Genomic DNA, 23299 nt, shown 5'->3' on the forward strand with positions numbered 1-23299 from the left:
GTTTTGCTTCAGCGTGCGTGCCTGAATGAGCCCGCCGCGGCGCGTCAGGCAACCACCTTGAAGCGCGATACACCGGTGCGCAAACTATTGGCGACGTGCGTCAGATCGTCGATGGCCTGAGTCGATTGGCGCAGCGATTCCGCTGTCTGCTGCGCGGCCTCCGAGAGCTGCGTCAGCGCCTGGGTGATCTGTTCGGCGCCGGTGGCTTGCGTCTGCATGCCTTCGTTGACCATCGAGAAGCGCGGCGCGAGCGCCTGCACCTGCTGGATGATCTGCGTGAGATGGCCGCCCACGTTCTGCACGTCGAGCATGCCGCGCCGCACTTCTTCGGAGAACTTGTCCATGCCCATCACGCCCGCGGCCACCGCCGACTGGATCTCCTTGACCATCTGTTCGATGTCGTAGGTCGCCACGGCCGTTTGATCGGCGAGGCGGCGAATCTCGGTTGCGACAACCGCGAAGCCGCGGCCGTATTCACCGGCCTTTTCTGCTTCGATCGCCGCGTTCAGCGAGAGCAGGTTGGTCTGATCCGCGACCTTGGTAATGGTGGCGACAACCTGGTTGATGTTACTGGCCTTCTCGTTGAGGATCGCGAGCTTCGCGTTGACCGAGCCTGCCGCTTCCATCACGAGGCGCATCGTCTCTTCCATGCGCGCGAGACCGGCGTGACCGGTGCCGGCAAGCGCCGCCGATTGGCCGGCCACTTCGGAGACTTCGTTCATCGTGCGCAGCAGATCGCGCGAGGTCGCGAAGATTTCGCGCGACGTGGCGCCGATCTCGGTGGTGGTCGCCGCGGTTTCGTTCGCGGTGGCTTGCTGTTCACGCGAGGTCGCGGCGATTTCCGTCACCGACGTGGTGACCTGAACCGCCGACTTCTGCGCTTGGCCGACCAGTGCGGTGAGCTCGTCGGTCATGCGGTTAAAGCCTGCTTCGAGTGCGCCGATTTCATCCGCGCGGTTCAGTTGCAGACGCTGCGTGAGGTCGCCCGTGCGCATGACGTCGACCACTTGCAGCACCTTCGCCATGGGCGTGGTGACCGCGCGCAGGAGCCAATAACCCGCCAGCACGGCGGCGACGGCGGCGAGCAGCAGCATCACCAGCAGCACGATACGGGTCGTCTCGACCGACCTGCGAATGCTTTCGGCGGACTGATCTGCGTTGGTCTTGTTGTCGTCCACCAGCTTGCGCACGGAGAGCCGGCCCGTTTCCCAGACCGGCGTGAGTTGCGTGTTGAAGATACGCGTGGCGTTCTCTTTCGAGTTTGACAGAGCGTTTATCAGCGACGTCTGGATAGGCAGATATTGCGTGTGTTGCTGGCGAAAGTCGTTGAAGAGGTCACGGTCGTCCTGACGGAAGATGGTGCCGCCGTAATCGTTGAGCAGCTTCTGCAGGGTTTGCTGCGTCTCAAGGAGGCGCGCGGTGTCGCGCTTGACGGAATCGGGATCCGCATCGACATAGATGAGACGCTGCGTGACGGTGTAGTTCTCGAACCAGGCCGCGCGCATCGCGGTCGCGTAGTAGAGGCCGGGCATCGAGTCTTGCTGCTGGCTCTTCGCGTCGCGGTCGATGCCGCCGAGTTGCTCGAAGGTGACGATTGCCATCGCCAGCATCACGATCAGCACGATCCCGAAGCTGCACAGAATCCGTTGCCGGATGGTCCATTGTTTCACGCGCACGTCCCTTAACTTTTTGGCTTGGTCTCGACGCCCGATGTCGACTTGTAAGTCTCGGGGTCGACGGATCGGAAAGCTTTACGGGTCGTCGGATTTGTCCGACGGGCCATGCGGCGGATTCTACATTGATCGTGGGAATGGATGGCGGTCGAACAGGCGGCATTTTGCGGTGTTGGGTGGGCGTGGCGTTGCATCTCGGACGGAACCCCACGTGGGAAAAAATGGTGAGCGAGGACGCTCGCGCGCCGTTACACCCGTAATGGCCAGTTACCAACTGCAGCATCTATTTCTGCGCGCGCCCCACACAATCTGTTCCATGCCTGAACGGCGGGAGCGAAACATGAAAAAGATTGCGGTGGCGTTGTTGATGGTTGGGAGCCTGAGCGTGGCGGGGCAAGCGTCGGCGCATGGCAATGGCGGCGATGTGGTCGGTGCGCTGATCGGCGGGGCCGTGCTGGGCGCGGTGGTGACGTCCGCGCTGAATCCGGCGCCTGTGGTCGCTTACCAGCAGCCGGTCTATGCGCAGCCGGTGTATCAGCCGGCGCCCGTGTATGCGGGGCCGCCGCCGGGATACTGCTATGACCAGTACCAGCGCGCGTACGTCGCGTGCGGTGCACCGCCGCCCGCGCAATACGGGTATCCGCAGGAGCCTCAACCGGGCTGGTAAATGAAATGCTTGGGCGCGCGCAGTCTCAACGCTCGCGCGCCGCAGAGAAAAAGGCCGTCGCGCATTGCGACGGCCTTTTTTGTTGGGTATCCCTGCTCAGTGCTTGTGATGCAGCCACTCCGCATAATGCGTGTCGAGCCAGCGCTCGAGGCGTTCCGGCTTCGTCTTGGCGCGATAGTGCGACGCAGCCCAGATCGCCAGTCCGACCACTAGCATCACCATAGGTCCCAGCAAATAAGCCATTAACGATTCAGACATGGGGAGCCTCCATCCCGGCTTGCATCCGTCCTCTTAGTTTAGGCGATGATCGGCGGGAAAAAAGGACGCTGTGATGGGTTGGCCGGCTGCGCGGCGGGATGGACGTAGTTGCACTGGCGACGGTGCAGAAGATGGTGATTTAGAACCTAGCGAAGAAGTTATTTTTCTTTTTATTGTTAGGCATTTGCAGTCGATGATTCTTTGTCTGTGTACCATAAAATGCACTGCTGGCGTGATGGTGAGACGAGCTGCGGCACCCTGCTTGGCACCTGCCGCATCTGTTGCACTTAGCCGATCACGCCTTGTCGGCCGCTCTCGATCTGGGCGTCGACGAAATCAGCCCACTGTTGCAAGGTTCGACGTCGTTCTGCGGCATGCTCGGCGTGGTCGTCTCCGTCTGGGATGTCTTTGACGGTATGCGCCAGTGCATTTTCAATCGCGTCCGAAGGCTGCCCCATCTCGCGCAAGTGGGTCGCGGCGGTGCGTCGAAAGTCATGTAGGACGAAATGCTCGACGTCGAGCCCGATCGATTTGACGGCTTGATTGAGCGTGCTCTTCGCGATTGGCCGATCGTCGCCCCTGACGCTCGGGAACACGAAATTCCGGCTGGTCTTCGTTTCCTGAAGCTCGCGAAGCAGGGCGACCGCCTGATCCGAGAGATACACCACGTGCTCGCGGCCCTTGTTCATTCGCACGGCGGGGATCGTCCATCGCGCGGCGTTGAGCTTGAATTCGGACCAGGCCGCCTCGACGATGTCCGATTTCCGCACCATCGTCAGCACAAGCAAATGCAAGGCCAATTTCAGCGGACGGCGAATGTTCGATGCGTAGATCGCTCGAAGCATTGCGCCGATTTCGTCTGGAGCGAGCACGCGGGTGCGGCTGTCCGGCGTCGCGATAAAGCGTGCCGGAATGAGCTCCGCTGGATTGTCCGTGGCGAGTTGCCGGGCGATCAGGTACTCGTAGAGCCGCTTGACCGCGTTGCGCGTGTGCAGCGCCATTTTGGGCGAGCCACGGCTTTTGATCTGGTCGCATATCGCGCGGATGTCGTCGTCCGTCACGGCTTTGATCGGCTTGGCGCCGATGGCGGGGAGGACGTCTTTTTCGAGCGCGCGCCGCGTGGTGCGCTGATACTCCGCCGACTTGCCGGCCATCTCCGTCGCGAGATAGAGCTCCACGCCTTCGCGCAGCACCTCGGCCTTGCTCTCCGCCCCGCGGTCGCGGCGCGCCGTCGCCACCGGCGAAACGCCGTTCGCGACCATCTCCGCATACTTCTGCGCCTTGGCGCGCGCGACCCGCAGCGAAATCATCCGGTAGTCGCCGATCGTGGCGAGCGGCTGGCGCTTGCCGTTCAGTGAATAGCGGAAGCGCCAGACCTTGGTGCCCGTCGTCATGATTTCGATGACGAGGCCGTTGCCGTCTGCGACGCAATACCGGGTAGCGCGGGGTTCAAGCGCGCGGATCTGCGTTTCGGTGAGGGGGGCGGCTAGTTTTGGCATGGCGGATCGTTGATACACGGACAGCGGGGATTTTAAACCGGTTGTCTTTTGTGTACCAAAGAAATGTGCGGATTTAGGTCAACAGAGGAGGTTCGACACGCGGCTCGAAGGCTGGGCAGAAAGGCTGTGTGAAGCCTTGCAGATAAGCCTTTTGCGCGAATCTGGCCAGATCACTCACTTGCCAATACAAAACCGACTGAAAATCACGCCGAGCAAGTCGTCAGAACTGAATTCTCCGGTGATGGAGTTCAGTTGATCCTGCCCGAGGCGCAGTTCTTCCGCAAACAGATCGAGTGCTTGAGCATTCTGATCGGCGTGCGCCGCAGCCGTCGCCAGATGCTCCTGGGCCGCGCGCAACGCAATCAGATGCCGCTCGCGCGCGAGGTAGACACTCTCCGCGCCGGCCTGCCAGCCGGCGATTCGCAGCAGCTCCTCACGCAGCAACGCCACGCCATCGCCTTGTTTCGCCGACAGCCGCACTTCGCTGAGATCGAGATCCGCGTCCAGCGGCGTCACGGTCGGCGCGAGTCCGGTCAGATCCGTCTTGTTCAGCACGCGCACCACTGGCACGCCGTTCGGGAAACGACCGGAGATCGTTTCGTCTTCTGCGGTCATGCCGGTCCGCGCATCGAGCAGATGCAGCACCACGTCCGCGCGCTCGATCTCGCTCCATGTGCGCGCAATGCCGATCTTCTCCACCTCGTCTTCGGTATCGCGCAGGCCCGCCGTGTCGATCACATGCAGCGGAATGCCTTCGATCTGGATGGTCTGCGCGACCTTGTCGCGCGTCGTACCGGCGATCGGCGTGACGATGGCCAACTCCGCGCCGGCCAGCGCGTTCAGCAACGACGATTTGCCGACGTTCGGCTGTCCCGCCAGCACGACCGACAAACCCTCGCGCAGCAATGCCCCTTGACGCGCTTCGCTCAGCACGTGCGCGAGGCGCTCGCGAATCCGCGTGAGCTTGCCGCGGGCGTCGGCGGCTTCGAGAAAGTCGATTTCTTCTTCCGGGAAATCGAGCGTCGCTTCGACCAGCATCCGCAGCGTGATGACTTCTTCGACCAACGCGTGGATGTCGCGCGAAAACGCGCCGTCGAGCGAGCGGCCCGCCGAGCGTGCCGCCGCCTCGGTGCTGGCCTCGATCAGATCGGCGACGGCTTCGGCTTGCGCCAGATCCAGCTTGTCGTTGAGAAACGCGCGCCGCGTGAACTCGCCCGGCTCGGCCAGACGCAGACCGAATGCACGGCCCGCGTCGATGCAACGCTGCAGCACCAGTTGCAGCACGACCGGACCGCCGTGGCCTTGCAACTCAAGCACATGCTCGCCGGTGTAGGAGTGCGGCGCGGGAAAGTACAGCGCGATGCCGCGGTCGAGCGCGTTGCCGGCGTCATCCAGGAACGGCACATAGCTCGCATGACGCGGCGCGAGTGGCTGGCCGGTGAGCGCTTGCATCAATGCCTGTGCGGCGGCCTCCCCGGTACGGCCGAACGAAATCCGTACGACCCCAATTCCGCCTCGGCCGGGTGCGGTGGCAATGGCGACGATCGGATCGGAATCGGTGGCGAGCATGGAAAAGAGGCTATCAGAAGGGATGGAATGCGCAGGAGCGGGCGCCGGGCATTGTAACGCGGGCATCCGCCGGCTCTGGACCCGGGGCGGATTCCTAACGTGCCCCGATTTTCATAAGACAAACGGGGATTTATCTCACGCAAGCTAAGATAGCTTAAGACACACTTGCGACAGATGGACGCGCCGGAGTGCCTAAAACGCGTGCCCCACAAGGAAAAGACGATATTCGATTAAATCGTGAAACACGTTATTAGGTGGCGATTTCAGGCTAAAAATAGCTTATTTGAGCTATAAAGTAGCGCAGTTGGTTGTCCACTGATTATGCGCTGAATTGCACAATCGGGCCCATGCCGACCTCCAAAGAAAAAGCAGCTTTCGCCAAACGGCTGAAAGACTCACTCCCCAAAGACATTAAGGGTGGGACCGATTTAGCCAGGGAATTCAATCTGCTTTATAGCAATGGCCCTGCCGTTTCACCACAAACTGCGCACAAATGGCTCGCAGGTACGACGATTCCAAAGCGCGATAAGTTGCAGGTTTTAGCGACATGGTTGCAAAAAGACGTTCACTGGCTGCACTACGGGCCGACGCCATCCGGCAAGGCTAAACCGCTTGGCCGTGGCGAGAAATATCCCATGACACCGGAAACGGTCGAGTTGGTTACGCAGATGGCGAACCGGTTCGCGGGTTTGTCGCCGCGTCAGCGCAATCTGGTGGAAGAACTGATTACTGAATTTGACGGCGGCACGCAACAGGAAACCGGTACCGCGCCTGAGGACGCGTCGAAAGATAAGGGCCCATCGGCCGAGTCATAAAAAAAGCCGCCCGGTGTAAAACCGGGCGGCTTTTTTGACAGCTAGTTTCTGCTTCTGTCTGCCAGTCAGCGGGCGCTACCACCACCCGCTTCAGCGCAAGACATCAATATCAATCAGGCTGCTTTCGTCTTCGACTGGCCCATCATCCGCGTGATGTAGTACTGCTGGGCGATCGACAGCACGTTGTTCACCACGTAGTACAGCACCAGACCGGCCGGGAAGAAGAAGAACATGACCGAGAACGCGATCGGCATGAACATCATCATCTTGGCTTGAACCGGGTCCGGCGGCGTCGGGTTCAGCCGGGTCTGCAGGAACATCGAAACGGCCATCAGCACCGGCAGGATAAAGAACGGATCTTGCTGCGACAGATCGTGAATCCAGAGAATCCACGGCGCGCCGCGCATTTCAACCGACGACAGCAGCACCCAGTACAGCGAGATGAACACCGGAATCTGAATCACGACCGGCAGACAGCCGCCGAACGGATTGACTTTCTCGGTCTTGTACAACTCCATCAACGCCGAGTTCATCTTCTGCGGATCGCCCTTGAAGCGTTCGCGCAGGGCTTGCATACGCGGCGTGATCGCCTTCATGCGCGCCATCGACTTGTAGCTGGCGGCAGACAGCGGGAAGAACACAGCCTTGATCAGCAGCGTGAGCAGTACGATCGACCAGCCCCAGTTGCCGACATAGCTGTGGATCTTCTCGAGCAGCCAGAACAGCGGCTTCGCGATGATCGTGACCCAGCCATAGTCCTTCACCAGTTCCAGACCCGGCGCGATGCCTTCGAGCATGCGCTCTTCTTCCGGACCGGCGAACAGGCGCGCGGACACATCAGCCGATTGGCCCGGAGCGATCGTCGCCACCGGTTGCTTCACGCCGACGCGATACAGCGTCGGGTCGATCTTCTCGACGTAGATGTCGCGCTTCGCACCTTGCTGCGGAATCCATGCCGACGCGAAGTAATGCTGCACCATCGCGATCCAGCCGTTGTCGGCCGAATTGACGAAGTCTTCCTTGTTCTTGTCGATGTCGCTGAACGTCATCTTCTGGAAGTGGTGCTGCTCGGTGTAGACAGCCGGTCCGATGAACGTGTGCGAGAAGCGCGGCGTTTCCACCGGCGTATCGTCGCGCACCAATTCCATGTAGACCGACGGCGTGACCGGAACCGTACCGACGTTCTCGATCTTCGTGTCGACACCGATCACATAGCTGCCGCGCGTGAACGTGTAGGTCTTGATGACCTTCACGCCACCCTTGACCGGCGACTCGAAGCTGAGCTGGAACGACTTGGCGTCGCCCGTCAGATCGTGCGGCTGGTTCGGGACCGGCGTGTAGATGTCGGTATGGTTCGGGAAATCGCCGCCGAGCAGACCGGTGCGCGCCAGATACGTATGGTTCGCGGTGCGGTCGAACAGCGTGATGACCAGATCGGGCGTCTTGCCGTCGCCTTGCTTGACGAGCGACAGCTTCGACAGCGTGCCGCCGCGAGTGTCGATCTCACCGTTATAGACGTCGGTGCTGAAGCTGATCAGTTGGCCTTGGGCCGCAGCAGCCGGCGCATTGCCCGGCGCAGCTGCGTTGGTGGCCGGCAGATCGGCGGACTGGGTTCCCGGCGTCGTGGTTCCCGGTGCTGCGCCGCCGACGGTCTTGGTCGGGTTGGCGCTCGGGAAGAACATCGACGGGCGTCCGTGGTCGCGTTGCCAGTTGTCGAACAGCATGACAGCTGACATGAAAAAGATGACCCATAGGACGGTGCGTTTGATATCCATGCGTTGTCTCAGTGTCGATGGAACGGCGCGTCAGCGCTTTTCAGAAGTGGGAGGCGGGACGAGATCGATGCCGCCCGCGGAAAACGGGTGGCAGCGGCAAATACGCCTGGCGGCGAGATAAGTCCCGCGCGCGGCGCCATGATACTGGATTGCTTCGCGCGCGTAATCAGAACAGGAAGGGTAAAAACGGCACCGGTTGCCGAGCATAGGGCTCACAGCAACCTTGTAGAAACGCAGTAAAGCGATGAGTACCGTTTGCATGACTGGTGCGGCCTAACTGCGCCGCGCAACGTGGAGTACCGGGCGACGCCCGCGCAGCGTGGCTGCTATAGCTGCAAAGCGGGCGGTCACTTGAGCGTCATTCCGTCTTGGGCGCTTCCGCGGGCGGCGCCTCGCGACGGACAATTTCGCGCGCTGCCTTGTCGAGCAACGCCTCTATCTCGCTGCGGCACAGCGCCCTCAACGGCGGCGACGAGGCGCTCGGCAAAGCTTTCTTGTCGAAGCGCGTGTGCAGACGCAGCAGCACATCCCAACCGCCGAATTCCGCGCGACGCAGCCGGAAGGCTTCACGCGCGAGTCGACGTACCAGATTACGCGTGGCCGCGCGCGGCGCATACTTCTTGCCGATCACGAGGCCTAAGCGAGCGTCGTTGCCGGTGGGCCGGCCGTACACCACAAAGTGCGCGGTGCGGCGCCACGGGCGCAAACGAAAAACGGATGAAAATTCATCCGTTTTCAGTAGCCTTGCGGCTTTGGGGAAGGCGGCTTGCGCTCGCAACGGAACCGAGCCCAGTTGCGGCGCCCCAGCCGTTCCCGCTTCACCGCGGGCTTCGGTCATGACGCGCAATCCGCTCGCCTGCCTTAGATGGCGAGGCGCTTGCGGCCCTTCGCGCGACGTGCGTTGATGACCTTGCGGCCACCTGCGGTCTTCATGCGAACGCGGAAGCCGTGGGTGCGCTTGCGACGGGTGACGGAAGGTTGGTAAGTACGTTTCATGTTGCTCTCACTTGATCGACTGATCGAAAAATAACCGCACGATCATCGCTGAAGCGGCAATGGCCGGAGGTTGTACTGAATTGGTTTTCGCGGAACCCGCTATTTAAACCGGTTTTCCGTTGGCCGTCAATAGTTTAGCCAGATCTGGCCGCGCGCCTTGGGGACTTCCCCTAATGATCAGTCCCTGTGGATAACTCCCTTTCGGGCCCGTTTTGGCGTTAGAATCTCGCCTTACTTCCCAAAAATCTTGCACGCTGCTCCGGCTCGCTTGCCCCGCAAACCCTTGTGGCACAAGCGCCTGGAGCCATCGCGCCTGGTTCGGCCTGGCTGCTCAGGGCCTTGTTGCGTGCGCGCGACAAGGGCAGCGGCGAACCGCCGTGCACACCATAACGACAGCAACTCGATGAACGATTTCTGGCAACACTGTTCCGCATTGCTGGAGCGTGAGCTTACGCCCCAGCAGTACGTGACGTGGATCAAACCGTTGGCCCCGGTCGCCTTCGACGCCGCTGCGAACACGCTTAGCATCGCTGCGCCGAACCGCTTCAAGCTCGACTGGGTCAAGAGCCAGTTCTCCGGCCGCATTTCCGATATGGCCCGCGATTTCTGGCAGACGCCGGTCGATGTGCAATTTGTGTTGGACCCGAAAGCCGGCATGCGCGCGCCGGCGGCGAGTTCGTCGCCGGCTCCGTCGCGTCCGTCGTCCGCAGCGGGGTCGATGGGCGGTGGACATTCGTCCTCTGGCGCGAACGGCGGTGGGGCCGCCGTGGACGCAGCCGTCGGCGCGGTGCAAGCGTCGCAGGCCGCGCGCGCCAACGGCGCGAACAGCGCGATGGCGACCCTCAACGCGAATGCACGCGCTGCGGCTGACCACAACGCAAATGCCCGAGCGGCAGATGAAGATGCCGCCGACCTCGACCTGCCCAGCCTCGACGCGAACGAAGCCGCGGCCGCACGCCGCACGTGGCGTCCGGGCCAAAGTGCCAACTCGAACGGCAACGGCGAAAACGACTCGATGTACGAGCGTTCGAAGCTCAACCCCGTGCTGACCTTCGACAACTTCGTGACCGGTAAGGCCAACCAGTTGGCGCGCGCCGCGGCGATTCAGGTCGCGGACAACCCCGGCATCTCGTACAACCCGCTGTTTCTGTACGGCGGCGTGGGTCTGGGCAAGACCCACTTGATCCACGCGATCGGCAACCAGCTTCTGATGGACAAGGCCGGCGCGCGGATTCGCTACATCCACGCGGAGCAGTACGTGTCCGACGTGGTGAAGGCCTACCAGCGCAAGGCGTTCGACGACTTCAAGCGCTACTACCACTCGCTCGACCTGCTGCTGATCGACGATATTCAATTTTTCTCCGGCAAGTCGCGTACACAAGAGGAATTCTTCTACGCGTTCGAGGCGTTGGTCGCGAACAAGGCGCAGGTGATCATCACCAGCGACACGTATCCGAAGGAAATCTCGGGTATCGACGACCGCCTGATCTCGCGCTTCGACTCCGGCCTGACAGTGGCGATCGAGCCGCCCGAGCTGGAAATGCGCGTCGCGATTCTGATGCGCAAGGCGCAATCCGAGTTCGTGAGCCTGAATGAAGACGTCGCGTTCTTCGTCGCCAAGCATCTGCGCTCGAACGTGCGTGAACTGGAAGGCGCGCTGCGCAAGATCCTCGCGTATTCGAAGTTCCACGGCCGCGAAATCACGATTGAAGTGACAAAAGAAGCGCTGAAAGACCTGCTGACGGTACAGAATCGGCAGATTTCGGTGGAAAACATCCAGAAGACCACGGCTGACTTCTACAGCATCAAGGTCGCGGACATGTATTCGAAGAAGCGCCCGGCGAACATCGCGCGGCCGCGGCAGATCGCGATGTATCTGGCGAAGGAGCTGACGCAGAAGAGTTTGCCGGAAATCGGCGAGCTGTTCGGCGGGCGCGATCACACCACCGTGCTGCACGCGGTGCGCAAGATTGCTGCCGAGCGCAGCACGGACGCGCAGCTGAACCACGAACTGCACGTGCTCGAGCAAACGCTTAAGGGTTAAGCAAGCCGGACGTAAAAATCGACCTGTTTATTTCGGAACTCGCCCCCATTTTAGGGGAGCGGTTCTGTTTTCAGGCACAATACAGGTTTAACCGCCCGGCGGCCGCGGGCGGAATTCACGCCGTGACAGGCGCTGCGTGGCGCCGGCGGGGAGCCGCGGTTGCGCGCTGTAAGGCTGGCAAGTCAGGCGCGCAGGCCGTTATATCAACGAAGGAACTCTATGCAACTGGTCAAGACCGAACGCGATAACCTCCTCAGGCCGCTGCAAACCGTGAGCGGCATCGTCGAACGCCGCCATACGTTGCCGATCCTCGCCAATTTGCTGATTACCAAGAACGGCCCTGACGTGTCGTTCCTGTCGACCGACCTCGAGTTGCAGATAACCACGCGTGCCGATTTTGGCGTGGGCGGCGATTCGGTCGCGACCACGGTGGCAGCAAGAAAGCTCCTCGACATTCTGCGCGCCATGCCCGACGGGCAAGTCACGCTGACCTTGAACGACAAGCGTTTGACCGTGCAATCCGGCAAGAGCCGCTTTGCGCTGCAAACCCTGGCGGCCGACGAGTTCCCGACCGTCGCTCAAGCTAAAGACTACGGCGCGAACCTGGTGGTTCCCCAGAAAACGTTCCGCCAGTTGCTCGGCATGGTCCATTTTTCGATGGCCCAGCAGGACATCCGCTACTACCTGAACGGCATGCTGCTGGTGGTAGATGGTGACCAGCTGATGGCGGTTGCGACCGACGGCCACCGTCTGGCGTTCTCGTCGATGAAGATCGAAGGTTCGTTTGCGCGTCAGGAAGTGATCATTCCGCGCAAGACGATTCTGGAATTGCAGCGTCTGCTGGAAGACATCGACGACACGCTGAAGATCGACATCGCCGCGACGCAGGTGAAGTTCACCTTCGGCCAGGTGGAACTGGTGTCGAAGCTGGTGGAAGGCAAATTCCCCGACTTCCAGCGCGTGATTCCGAAGTCGCACAAGAATCAGTTCTTGATCGGCCGTGAAGAACTGCAGCGTTCGCTGCAACGCGCCGCGATTCTGACGTCGGACAAATTCAAGGGCGTGCGCTGCATCATCGAGCCGGGCCAGTTGAAGATCATGTCGACCAACGCCGATCAGGAAGAGGCGCAGGAAGAACTGGAAATCGCGTACGACGGCGACAGCGTCGATATCGGGTTCAACGTCACGTATCTGCTCGACGTGCTCGCGAACCTGAAGGTCGACATGTTGCAAGTGAGCCTTGGCGACGCCAGCTCCAGCGCGTTGATCACGATTCCCGAGAACGACGAATTCAAATACGTCGTGATGCCGATGCGCATCTAACGCGTCCAAAAACCAAGAACACACCAAGGGGCGCAGCGCCCCTTTGGCGTTTTTATGGTGTTTTGAAAAGTCCCGAGCAGCAACCTTGCAGTAACGCAGAACCGGAAAAAATCCATGACTGAAACGAACAATTCGCAACCCGACAATAGCGGCTATGGCGCCTCGTCCATTCAGATCCTTGAAGGTCTGGAGGCTGTGCGCAAGCGTCCCGGGATGTATATCGGCGATACATCGGACGGCACCGGCCTGCATCACCTCGTGTTCGAAGTGCTCGACAACTCGATCGACGAAGCGTTGGCCGGGTACTGTAACGACATCCAGGTCACCATCCACGCGGACAACTCGATTTCGATCACCGACAACGGCCGCGGTGTGCCGACCGGTCTCAAGATGGATGACAAGCACGATCCGAAGCGCAGTGCCGCTGAAATCGTGATGACCGAGCTGCACGCCGGCGGCAAGTTCGACCAGAACAGCTACAAGGTGTCCGGCGGCCTGCACGGCGTGGGTGTGTCGTGCGTGAACGCGCTGTCGTCGTGGCTGCGCCTTGTGGTGCGCCGTGACGGCAAGAAGCACTTCATGGAATTCCACCGTGGCGTGCCGCAGAACCGCGTGATCGAAGAGATCGACGGCGTGGCTGTGTCGCCGATTCAGGTGGTTGGCGACACCGAAAACCGCGGCACCGAAGTGCACTTCATGGCCGACGAGACGATCTTCGGCAATGTCGAATATCACTACGACATTCTGGCCAAGCGGATTCGCGAACTGTCGTTCCTGAATAACGGCGTGCGGATTCGCCTGCACGACTTGCGCAGCGGCAAGGAAGAAGATTTCGCGTTTGTGGGCGGTGTGAAGGGTTTTGTTGAGTACATCAACAAGAACAAGGCCGTCCTGCACCCGAACATTTTCCACGTCGCCGGCGAGAAGGACGGCATTGCCGTCGAAGTCGCGATGCAGTGGAACGACAGCTACAACGAAAACGTGCTGTGCTTCACGAACAACATTCCGCAGCGCGACGGCGGCTCGCACTTGACCGGTTTGCGTGCGGCGATGACGCGCGTGTTGAACAAGTACATCACCGATCACGAAGTCGCGAAGAAAGCGAAGGTTGAGACGGCCGGCGACGACATGCGCGAAGGGCTCTCGTGCGTACTGTCGGTGAAGGTGCCGGAGCCGAAGTTCAGCGCGCAGACCAAGGACAAGCTGGTGTCGTCGGAAGTGCGCGCGCCGGTGGAGGATGTGGTCGCGAAGGCGCTCGAAGAATTCCTGCTGGAAACGCCGAACGACGCGAAGATCATTTGCGGCAAGATTGTCGATGCGGCGCGGGCGCGCGATGCGGCTCGGAAGGCGCGTGAAATGACGCGTCGTAAGGGCGTGCTGGATGGCGTGGGTTTGCCTGGGAAGCTGGCGGATTGCCAGGAGAAAGACCCGGCGAAGTCAGAAATTTATATCGTCGAGGGCGACTCGGCAGGCGGCTCGGCGAAGCAGGGGCGTGACCGGAAGTTTCAGGCGATCTTGCCGCTGCGCGGCAAGGTGCTCAACGTGGAGAAGGCGCGCTATGACAAGCTGCTTTCTTCGGAACAGATTGTGACGCTGATTACTGCTTTGGGCTGCGGTATTGGCAAAGAGGATTACAACCTCGACAAGCTGCGTTATCACCGCATCATCATCATGACCGATGCTGACGTGGACGGCGCGCACATCCGCACGCTGCTGCTGACGTTCTTCTATCGTCAGATGCCGGACATGATCGAGCGTGGGTATATCTATATCGCGCAGCCGCCGCTGTTCAAGATCAAGGCGGGTAAGGATGAGCGGTATTTGAAGGATGAGGCTGAGGTTAATGCTCACATCCTGAAGCTGGCGCTGCAGGGGTCGGAGTTGTTGGCTTCGGAAGGGGCTACGCCTATCACCGGCGATGCGTTGGGTGAGTTGGCTCGGGCTTATTTGCTGGCTCAGGCTGTTGTGAACCGACTGAGCCGGTTGTACGACGCTGGGGCGCTTGAGGCTGTGATGGATGGGGTTGTAATTGACCTGTCTAGCGAGGAAGCGGCTGCAGTGTCGGCGGCGGCTCTCGAAGCCAAGCTGCGTGATGATGCGTTGAAGCCTGAGGTTAAGGTCACGACGATGTATGACCCGGTGCGTGAACTGCGCTCGCTGCGCGTTGCGCGGACTCATCACGGCAATCAGAAGATTTCTGTGCTGGATCAGGATTTTCAGCTGACCGCTGATTACCAACAGCTGATCAATACCGCTAATACGTTTAAGGGGTTGATTGGGACGGGTGCTGTCATTAAGCGCGGTGAGCGGAGTATGGCTGTTACCGACTTCAAGAGCGCTATGAAGTGGTTGCTGGCTGATGCTGAACGCAATATCTCGAAGCAACGCTATAAGGGTCTCGGTGAGATGAACCCTGGGCAGCTTTGGGAGACGACGATGGATCCGACCGTGCGTCGCTTGCTTCGTGTGCAGATTGAGGATGCTATTGCGGCTGATGGCATCTTTACGACGTTAATGGGGGATGATGTGGAGCCGCGTCGGGCGTTTATTGAGTCGAACGCATTGCGGGCGGGGAATATTGACGTTTGAGTATGTAGGTTGTCAGAGATAGTGAAAAGCGAGTCACTGAGATGAAAAAATCTCTCAGTGTTTGTGGAAAATTAAGTCATTGTTGTAGCCCGGTCGACGACCCATGTCTTCCGGGCTTTTTTATTTTCCGACGCCACAAATTCCACCTTAGAAAAACCAACAGGTTTTAATGCAATAAATATTGCCCATTGCGCCAGTGAAAATAACTTGTACTCTGGGAATGGCCACACCTGCGCGTGCAAAGATGCGTTTCGGAGACTTATAATTGGCGTAGCCGGCGGCACTCGGACGGGGTAGTAGGAGCAGTGAAACCGAAATGCAGTCCATTCAATTGACGACAAGGTGTGGCGCTCGTCGTAACTACGAATGCATTTTCCGATTGAAATAGCGTTCAATGCGGAAGCACTTTCCTGCCACGCGCAAAGAAAGCTCGTTCCGCATCATGGGTTGACTTTGCTGCTTGGATCCAACCGTGCAGGCGAGACACAACCTACGAAAAGCATGAAAGCGGCGATACAGCTGTACGCGGCAAACAAGCAGACCCGGTACGCAGTCAACGGTAGTGAGCGCTTTGTTGATTTGATTGATTGTGCGCCGCTATCAGATGGCCTGAAGAACTATATCCATGTACTGCGCAGGTACCGCAATCGCTGGGTACATGTGGATGATCCTCGGAATGATTCGAGTCTGATCGATAAGCCAGAAGAAGCGGAACGTGAGCCTGAAGGCATGGCGTTCTTTGCTGCGCGTGCCCAGCAAAGGATCATTTATGAAAACCACTGAGCGTGGAACGGCAGCTACCGTCCCGTCAAACTGGCATTGTCAAGTCGCGCTTGGGTTTGCCGCCGATATCAAGCAACATACGCTAGGCACACCCGTTTGCATGTTCGTCGGAGGGTAGCTGTCCGCGCCACACCCACGTTACGCTCACCCAAATCGACATAGTATCGCCACTGGGCTCGGCATGATCTAACTGAATCCTAGGGAAAATCTTGAAGCTCGAACTAACGAAACGTGTTTGGAACGCCTTCGGGCAGATGCTGGAGTTAACCCCGCAGCTGCGGGGATAGCTCTCTGGATCATGTCGACTTTTCCAGCAGAGTGCGCACAAAAAATTGCGGATAGCTTGGTTACCACAACCGATGACCCGCCTTGCGCGACACCGCCAGCGTCGCATTTAAAGTATTCTCCCGCTAGCCGTCGCTAATGTGGCTGCAGTCCACCCTCTGTGCCGGCGTATCTAATAATCTTGAGAGCAAGACATGAGCCGATACTGCGGGGACGACGATTCAAAATTTATCCTAGAGGCGGCCACCCATTGGCGCGATGCAGCTCTACTAGGCAGCGGTTCCGTCCTCACAAGCACGCAGCTATGGACGTCATCGGCGCTGGAACTACTCGATGAGTACTTCGTGAGAAGACCCGATCTTGGCGACGGCACGTTCCTAGAGAAGCTGAAGCACCAACTCGAGCCTGTTGAGGGCACCGCCAAGCAATTGGTAGCGGAGATGATGTGGCTGCTGTACCTCTGCCCGAGCAGCCTGACCGCAGCCCACAAGCGGAAGACTGTGCAAACCGTTTGGGCCTGGTCGGGTGAACCATCGCCGACGGACTCGCGTTGGCTGGATGACGACGTTCTTGCTGGTGTTGGTAGTGCGGGCCCGGGCTTCAATCAGAACCAATGGCGTGAGCTCGTATTCCTCATCAACTTCCTCCGCCGCTTTCGTGAGCTGAGTGCTGATGACCAGCGTGCGCTGACGGATGACGGTTGGAAGTTCGATGAATGGTTGCGCCAAGTCCCGGATTGGGATGCAAGGCAGTTTCGTCACATGCTTCTGTTCCTCCTTTTTCCAGACGACTTCGAGCGCATCTTTGGGAAGAACGACCGCAAGACCGTCGCCCGACACTATACGCAACGCGAGCGGCGCGAAGTCAACCGGATGGACGCGGTCCAACTAGATCGGGAACTGCACGCCATCCGCAAACGCCTCGAGGTAGAGCGAGGGACGACACAACTGGATTACTACGTACCGCCGTTGAAGGGCGAATGGCGGAGTGAAACGTTCGCAGCTGCAACGGAGGGCGTAACGGACGAGCACGTCCGGCAAGCGTTGAGCGAAATCGATCAAGAAGGCGTGCCGCAGGATGCCGAATCCACGGGCTACGATCTGTTCTACGAGGGCAAGCGGTACCCGCCGAAGTTGGTAGTGTCGCTAGCAGTCAAGTACGCCACGGGGGAGCCACTCGATCGCGCTGCATTTTCTGGAGGGGAGGCCTCCTCGGCTTTTCGTCTGCTGCGACGTCTCGGTTTTGATGTTAGCGCGAAGGAGGAGTTTGTTGGAGGAATTCCCGAGTTGTTGGAGCGGTTTCTCAAGCAGGCAAAAGACGGGAAGGAACTGAGTACTCGAGGATATATGAGCGAGTATCGTGGCCTCAAAGTTCGCGTTAGCGTTGGCAAGGGCGACTTTGCCCGCATTCCTTGGATCGCCTTTCTTGGTGAGGGACAGTTGGTCTCCGAGGGCATTTACCCCGTACTGCTTTTCTATCAGGAGCAGCAACAACTGCTGTTGTGCTACGGAGTGAGCGAGGATGGAGCAGCACGTTTGACTTGGGGCGAGCTCGGCGGCGTACAGACTGTCAGAGATTGGTTCAAGGGACGATATGGTCGGACGCCGGGCCGCTATGGCGCTTCCTTTGTCCGCGCGGCTTATGACCTAACGCAGCCATTACCTACGGCGGAACTGCAGCAAGACTTGGACGACGTCATCGACATCTTCAACAGAGTGCTTGCCGTCCGTAGTGACGACACACTGCCCGAGACTGCAGAGCCAGAGCAATCCGATGCACCTCTCGCGGTCAGGGTCAGTCTTCGGGAAGCGGTCGAGGCATTCGGCAATGCTCTGCGCGCTAGCGGTGTACAGTTCGGCGAGCAGCATGATGGGCTTGTTTCTGCCTTCGTCTCTAGTCTAGTCACCAAGCCGCTCGTCATACTGACGGGCCTGTCCGGCTCTGGCAAAACGCAAATTGCTATCCGTTTCGGGGAGTGGCTGGGCAAGGAGCGACTACACGTTGCGGCCGTGCGTCCCGACTGGACCGGTGCAGAGGTCTTATTCGGCTACGAAGATGCGCTCAAGCGGGAGCTCGACGGGCGCCCTGCCTGGGCAGTTCCTGCTCCGCTGGAATTCATCTTGAAGGCGGTTGCGGACCCGCAGCATCCCTATGTGCTACTGCTGGATGAAATGAACTTGGCGCACGTTGAGCGCTACTTTGCAGATGTGCTATCGGGTATGGAGTCTGGGCAGCCATGTATTCCGAATCTCCATAAGGGTGCAGACGGCTGTTGGCGACTGCGTGCCGGCGCGGACTCAAGAGTTCCCTTCCCGAGGAATCTATGGATTGTCGGCACGGTCAACATTGACGAGACAACTTACATGTTTTCGCCAAAGGTACTTGACCGCGCTAACACCTTCGAGTTTCGCGTGCATTCGAACGATCTGTTGATCGAAGTCGTCAAGCCCCAGCCGTGTGAGCCTGGTGATCAGGAACTGGTGAGAGGGCTCCTGAGCATTGCTCGGGACGATAGCTGGCATCGGGATCGTCCAAACGTGGTGACCGGCGAGCTACCCGTTCGCTTGCGGCAGCTGCATGAACTGTTGAGCCGATATAACTTCGAGTTCGGCCACCGCGTGTTCTACGAGGCAATGCGATTCGCGGTCCTCGCGGAAGAAGCAGGAATTGGTGGGCTTAGAGCGATCATGGACCGAATAATCATGCAGAAGATACTGCCAAGATTGCATGGTTCGCGCAGACGTTTGGAGTTGCCTCTGCTAGCGCTCGCGCAGTTCTGTCGAGACTTGCCCGACGCGGTTGCGAGCAACGACTTGCTGCCAACCGCTGCGGTGGAAGAGGCGCCTGAGCAGGGCGCCGCTCTACCGATCGCCTACGCGAAGACCATCCGCATGCTTCGAAGCTTGCGCGCCAATCAGTTCGCCAGCTTTACGGAATAGTCCGTGCGTGCCGTTTCAGAAGCATCCGCTCCTCTCTACGGCCCGACTGGGCAAGTCGTCGCCCTGCTACGCATTGCGGTGCTACCGCGCAGGGGGGCGTCTCCCGGTGCCACCCTTTGGTCCTCCGCCAGTACAGCAGTCTCGATTGCTTCAGCGAGCGGTGTCGAACTGTTGGAGGGCATGGAGTATCGATATTCTTGGGAAGACATTCAAGCAGACATCGACAGTCTGATTGTCGATCCCGAGGAAATCTTCCAACCGGATACCTTAGAGGGAAAATCTGGTCGTCTACGTCCCGGACTGGCAACAGGCACCATACGCGTTGTGCTACGCGCCGACGCCCGCACCATAGGTGAATTGGAGCTCGAAGTTCGGTCCCGTAAGCTCTCGTACCCATCGGAATACCGCTGGATGCTTCGCGATATCGCGGAACAAATGACGGAGCTAGTGATGGACCGCTTCGCGGTCAGCGAAGCGCGCTTTGATCTCGACGACACGCGCGACGCGGTTACCCTCTATCAGCGCTTCACCTTCCTGCGCGCCTTGTTTGAAAGCGAAAGATTTCAGGGCGCGCTTCGCGAAATCATGCGCCGCCCGCACACTGCCTGGGAAACCACGAATGAGATAGTGCGGCCTGGGGCGGGGATGCGGGCGGACTCACACGTACTTCGGCAATTCGCGAGGGGCGGACCTCGATCGGCTTGGCCTGGAGGGCCGATTTCTTCCGTCCCGTCCCACCTAGCGCGTACGCGGACCGAGGCGACACGCGATACACCGCCCAACCGCTTCGTTAAGTTTGCCTTAGAGCACTGGCGCCAGATGCTCGGCGATATTGATCGAGGTCTTGCCGAGACGCAGGCCACGCCCGCTACGACACGTGGGCGCAGGGAAATCGCAGCTGTGACGTCGCAGTTGGAAGAAGTACTTCATCACGACCTGTTTGCTGAAGTCGGCAGGCTTTCACGATTCCCTGCGGATGACCAAGCCCTCCAAAAACGCGAAGGCTACCGGGACATCTTTAAGGCCTATGTGGAGACTGAGTTTGCGGCTCGTCTTTCCTGGCAGTCTTCGCCTGAGGACTATGGCGCAGGGCAGCGCGATGTTGCCACGCTTTACGAGTATTGGGGATTCATTCAGCTGTCGCAGGTGGTGGCCACGCTGGTTGGACAAACCTTCGATATGAGCCCGCTGGTGCAGTCCAGATCGAACGGCCTGACGGTTGGTATCCGTACCGGGGTGGAGACGGTTCTAGCTGGCGTAGTCGAACGCTTTGATCGGCGCATGAAGGTAGAGCTCTGCTTTAATCGAACATATCGCCGTGGCGCAGCGCGCAATGCATCATGGACCAGGCCAATGCGTCCGGACTATTCCTTGCTGATCAGCCCGGCTGAAGGAGAACCAGCAACCTTCGAACCAATCGCTCTTCATTTTGATGCGAAGTATCGGGTCGAGTTCGTCAAAGAGATCTTCGGCGTGGATGACGCGGGAGAGGAGGCCGACACCTTGCAGGCGCCGGTAGGTCTAGAGCGCGGCGGAGCCTTGCGAGCAGACTTGCTCAAGATGCATGCGTACCGTGATGCTATCCGTCGAACAGCGGGTGCGTACGTGCTGTATCCCGGTGGCGACAGAGAAGACATTGGCCTTCAGTATCCGGAATACCATGAACTTCTTCCAGGGTTAGGGGCCTTCGTATTGCGGCCAACTGACAGTGGGAACGCGAGCGGCGTGCCGGCGCTAAGGTGGTTCATCAGCGAAGTGCTGGATCATGTCGCAACCCGCCTGACTAAGCATGAGCGCGGCCGGTATTGGCTGGAAGACGCATATAGCCAGTTCCAGTCAGGTCGGCTGACTCGTGCGCTCGCACCGCCGCTGCCGGATACAAACGTGCTCTTGGGATTCGTGAAGAGCAGCGAGCACTGGAATTGGATTCGGGAACGTAAGGCATACAACGTGAGAGCCGAAGGAAGACGCGGCGGCGTTCATGCTGGTGCGGCGCTTCTGCAAAGCCAACTGTTGCTTCTCTACTGCCCGGCAATGGACGAGGTTGCACTTGCGCGTATTGTTTCTGATGCGGAAAGTGTTTCGATGACCGGCATGGCTGCAATGGGGTATCCGGATCCGCGTGGAAACTACTGGTGCGTCCAATTACAGTGGTTGGAGCAGTCGCAGTGGACTCGGGGACTCTCGTCTTGCGCGATTGACGCGTATGTTCGAAGTCTGGGGTTGGCGTATGGCGAGCCAGCAGGCGCGTTATGGGGCCAAGTTTCGTCGTTCACTAGCGTTGCCGAGTAACGTGTGATTGGGATGGTCTTGCTTAACCCGTAAAGGTGTACGACGGCTCTGCGGAAGGGAAGAGCCGCCGACTAGTGATGAGCGACTAAGCAGATTTAGACTTGGGAATCGCGACTGCGCTTTGAAGTTAGGTCAGCGCTCGAGTGTTCTCGTCTCACACCGGCGTGATAGTCAGCCTACCTTTCTCAACTTCAACCCGAATCTGCCCGCTAATCTCAAACCCCGCCTCCTCCAACCACCTGCCCGAAAGCCGAATCCAAGGCGCCGGCGGCAAGTCTGGAAAAAATTTGACATGAGCGGGTGCGAATGTTTTCATTGGCCGCGGGCGTCTTTGTGCCGAAATGGTCAAGACGCGTTGGGTTACAGGCGTAACTGCTTTATGATTGGCATCAGCCATGATCAACTCCTGTGTTGAGTTGTTTGTGGTCAGCGGGTCGTGTGGGTGGCAGCCCATGCGTCCCGCGCTTCATCTCCTTCCTCGTTCTCCTTGATGCTTGGCTCGGCGCTTTCGCGTCCTCGTCTTTCCTCCAACGAGCCGATCGTTCGGTGATGCTTTATGAACGTAACGCATCGTGATCGTGGGTTATGTTATTAGGCATCCGATGTATTTTCGCGCATTGTCGGTGATTGTGCAACAGCGTCGAATGCTCAATGAACAACAAAACCGGGTGCACATTTTATCGCTAGATTTACGGCAGACTCGCCGTGACAGACGTAGCATGAGATCGAGGATGTCGACGCCCGACCGACGCCCCCGCGAGCCAGTCGGGAGAGACGCCTGCGAACTACCAGGTAAGGATGCGCGATGCGTTATCGGCGCTGGGGAGACGAACGGAGCCCAACCTGGTTAATCCCGTTCGGGTGATACGCCCAAAGCGACGATTTCGGAATGCCGGCAGCAAGCCGCCCCGAATCGGGCCTTGCGTTCCACGGACGGCTGAAGTTTCCGAGCACGACGTCGGCCTGAAGCGTCCCGTCCTTGTTCGGATCGGACCAAGGCCAACAGAAGCCGGCCGTCAACCGGCCCGTCGCGCCCGCTTGCACCTTATCCTTGATCGCATTCTCCAACGCTTCCAGAGACTGAAAAATCCGGAAATCGAAAGCGTCGTGATCGTTCCATTCGAAGCGCGGACGGTCATCGATGCCCAACATCGTGTTTCTCCAGCGAACAAACGCATCTGAGCCGTTGCAGCGGAACTGTGTCTCGAGTTCAGATTCGTACACCGCACACTTGTGCTTCTCCGCGTACTCCCGAATGTAGGCGACGGAGCCGATTTCCCCCGGGCGTACGACCTGATGATCGTCAATGAAAAATACCGAAACACGTGCGGCCGCGATCAATTCCTCCAGTTGCTTCAGGCCGGATTTCTTGTTCGCCGGCGTGAAGCGATTGCTGCTCACGTCCCGGATACGATGTGCTTCGTCAGTGACCAGCACGTCCACCGAATCAGCCTGCGCGTCTACGTAGCCGTTCGTGTACGTAAACAGCTCCTGACCTCGTGCACCAATGATCTTTCGCAGCGTTTCAGTGAACGCTTTGGAGCCGGTCACGTAGTGCGTCGAGTAGTGACTTGATAACAAACTCGCTACGAGGTTGATCGCCAGCACAGACTTGCCGGTGCCTGGGCCACCCTTGATGATGATGATCTGCTTCTGACGGTCATGCACCCCGCGACGCGCAGCGGTCATCACGGCGTCGAATGCCACCTGCTGCTCGTCAAGCAGCGTGTATTCCGGGTTGTTCTTGATCACGGACGCTATCGAAGCCTGAGCAACCCGCCGCACTTTCCAC

General features: G+C 59.2%; 18 protein-coding genes. 8 read left to right on the forward strand and 10 right to left on the reverse strand.

Features of this window, described 5'->3' with window-relative positions; genetic code table 11:
- Positions 1–44 precede the first annotated feature (44 nt).
- A complete protein-coding gene (locus KHO31_RS13940; protein ID WP_201071688.1) occupies positions 45–1670 on the reverse strand; it encodes a methyl-accepting chemotaxis protein in 1626 nt (541 codons plus the stop codon).
- Between the two features lie 343 nt (positions 1671–2013).
- Here KHO31_RS13940 and KHO31_RS13945 point away from each other — a divergent pair, with 343 nt between their 5' ends.
- Positions 2014–2340, forward strand: coding sequence for an ecotin precursor (locus KHO31_RS13945; RefSeq protein WP_201071691.1), 327 nt, complete (start codon positions 2014–2016; stop codon positions 2338–2340).
- A 96-nt stretch (positions 2341–2436) separates the two neighbouring features.
- On the opposite strand, the gene KHO31_RS13950 is transcribed toward KHO31_RS13945, so the two are convergent.
- From KHO31_RS13950 to mnmE, 3 genes are all read right to left on the reverse strand, one after another.
- Positions 2437–2598, reverse strand: a complete 162-nt coding sequence (locus tag KHO31_RS13950) for a hypothetical protein (RefSeq protein WP_201071694.1) — start codon at positions 2596–2598, stop codon at positions 2437–2439.
- A 287-nt stretch (positions 2599–2885) separates the two neighbouring features.
- On the reverse strand, positions 2886–4097 hold the full coding sequence (locus tag KHO31_RS13955; RefSeq protein ID WP_201071697.1) for a tyrosine-type recombinase/integrase: 1212 nt from the start codon (positions 4095–4097) through the stop codon (positions 2886–2888).
- A 174-nt stretch (positions 4098–4271) separates the two neighbouring features.
- A complete protein-coding gene (mnmE, locus tag KHO31_RS13960) occupies positions 4272–5666 on the reverse strand; it encodes a tRNA uridine-5-carboxymethylaminomethyl(34) synthesis GTPase MnmE (RefSeq protein WP_211623568.1) in 1395 nt (464 codons plus the stop codon).
- Positions 5667–6013: 347 nt separating this feature from the next.
- On the opposite strand from mnmE, the gene KHO31_RS13965 reads away from it, so the two are divergent.
- Positions 6014–6481 carry an XRE family transcriptional regulator gene (locus KHO31_RS13965; RefSeq protein ID WP_201071704.1) on the forward strand — a complete coding sequence of 156 codons (468 nt, stop codon included), beginning with the start codon at positions 6014–6016 and terminating at the stop codon, positions 6479–6481.
- 113 nt (positions 6482–6594) lie between these two features.
- Here KHO31_RS13965 and yidC read toward each other — a convergent pair whose 3' ends face one another.
- The 4 genes from yidC to rpmH form a co-directional block, all read right to left on the reverse strand.
- Positions 6595–8256: a membrane protein insertase YidC gene (gene yidC / locus KHO31_RS13970; protein ID WP_201071707.1), complete on the reverse strand. Its 1662-nt coding sequence runs from the start codon at positions 8254–8256 to the stop codon at positions 6595–6597.
- Positions 8257–8286: 30 nt separating this feature from the next.
- Positions 8287–8517, reverse strand: coding sequence for a membrane protein insertion efficiency factor YidD (gene yidD, locus KHO31_RS13975; protein WP_007180115.1), 231 nt, complete (start codon positions 8515–8517; stop codon positions 8287–8289).
- A 97-nt stretch (positions 8518–8614) separates the two neighbouring features.
- On the reverse strand, positions 8615–9094 hold the full coding sequence (rnpA, locus tag KHO31_RS13980; protein ID WP_120304991.1) for a ribonuclease P protein component: 480 nt from the start codon (positions 9092–9094) through the stop codon (positions 8615–8617).
- Between the two features lie 23 nt (positions 9095–9117).
- Entirely contained in the window at positions 9118–9252 is a 135-nt protein-coding gene (rpmH, locus tag KHO31_RS13985) for a 50S ribosomal protein L34 (RefSeq protein ID WP_004198824.1), read from the reverse strand.
- Positions 9253–9655: 403 nt separating this feature from the next.
- Here rpmH and dnaA point away from each other — a divergent pair, with 403 nt between their 5' ends.
- The 6 genes from dnaA to KHO31_RS14015 all read left to right on the forward strand — a co-directional run bounded on the left by dnaA (position 9656) and on the right by KHO31_RS14015 (position 21507).
- Entirely contained in the window at positions 9656–11296 is a 1641-nt protein-coding gene (gene dnaA, locus KHO31_RS13990; protein WP_236071252.1) for a chromosomal replication initiator protein DnaA, read from the forward strand.
- Positions 11297–11515: 219 nt separating this feature from the next.
- Complete coding sequence (gene dnaN, locus KHO31_RS13995) at positions 11516–12619, forward strand: DNA polymerase III subunit beta (protein ID WP_074281733.1); 1104 nt, start codon at positions 11516–11518, stop codon at positions 12617–12619.
- A gap of 114 nt (positions 12620–12733) precedes the next feature.
- Positions 12734–15208: a DNA topoisomerase (ATP-hydrolyzing) subunit B gene (gene gyrB / locus KHO31_RS14000; RefSeq protein ID WP_211620965.1), complete on the forward strand. Its 2475-nt coding sequence runs from the start codon at positions 12734–12736 to the stop codon at positions 15206–15208.
- A gap of 366 nt (positions 15209–15574) precedes the next feature.
- Positions 15575–15991 (forward strand): hypothetical protein, encoded by a 417-nt coding sequence (locus KHO31_RS14005; RefSeq protein ID WP_211623570.1) that lies wholly within the window; start codon positions 15575–15577, stop codon positions 15989–15991.
- Between the two features lie 479 nt (positions 15992–16470).
- A complete protein-coding gene (locus tag KHO31_RS14010) occupies positions 16471–19215 on the forward strand; it encodes an McrB family protein (RefSeq protein ID WP_211623572.1) in 2745 nt (914 codons plus the stop codon).
- 180 nt (positions 19216–19395) lie between these two features.
- Positions 19396–21507, forward strand: a complete 2112-nt coding sequence (locus KHO31_RS14015) for a DUF2357 domain-containing protein (protein WP_236071254.1) — start codon at positions 19396–19398, stop codon at positions 21505–21507.
- A 154-nt stretch (positions 21508–21661) separates the two neighbouring features.
- On the opposite strand, the gene KHO31_RS39840 is transcribed toward KHO31_RS14015, so the two are convergent.
- Together KHO31_RS39840 and KHO31_RS14025 are read right to left on the reverse strand one after the other, a co-directional pair.
- The gene (locus tag KHO31_RS39840; protein ID WP_328822720.1) at positions 21662–21961 is read right to left on the reverse strand and encodes a SymE family type I addiction module toxin; all 300 of its coding nucleotides are present in this window, start codon (positions 21959–21961) and stop codon (positions 21662–21664) included.
- A 356-nt stretch (positions 21962–22317) separates the two neighbouring features.
- Positions 22318–23259, reverse strand: coding sequence for a DNA/RNA helicase domain-containing protein (locus tag KHO31_RS14025; protein ID WP_211623577.1), 942 nt, complete (start codon positions 23257–23259; stop codon positions 22318–22320).
- Positions 23260–23299: the final 40 nt, after the last annotated feature.

Origin of the sequence: Paraburkholderia domus (assembly GCF_905220705.1) — a bacterium.
GTDB lineage: Bacteria > Pseudomonadota > Gammaproteobacteria > Burkholderiales > Burkholderiaceae > Paraburkholderia > Paraburkholderia domus.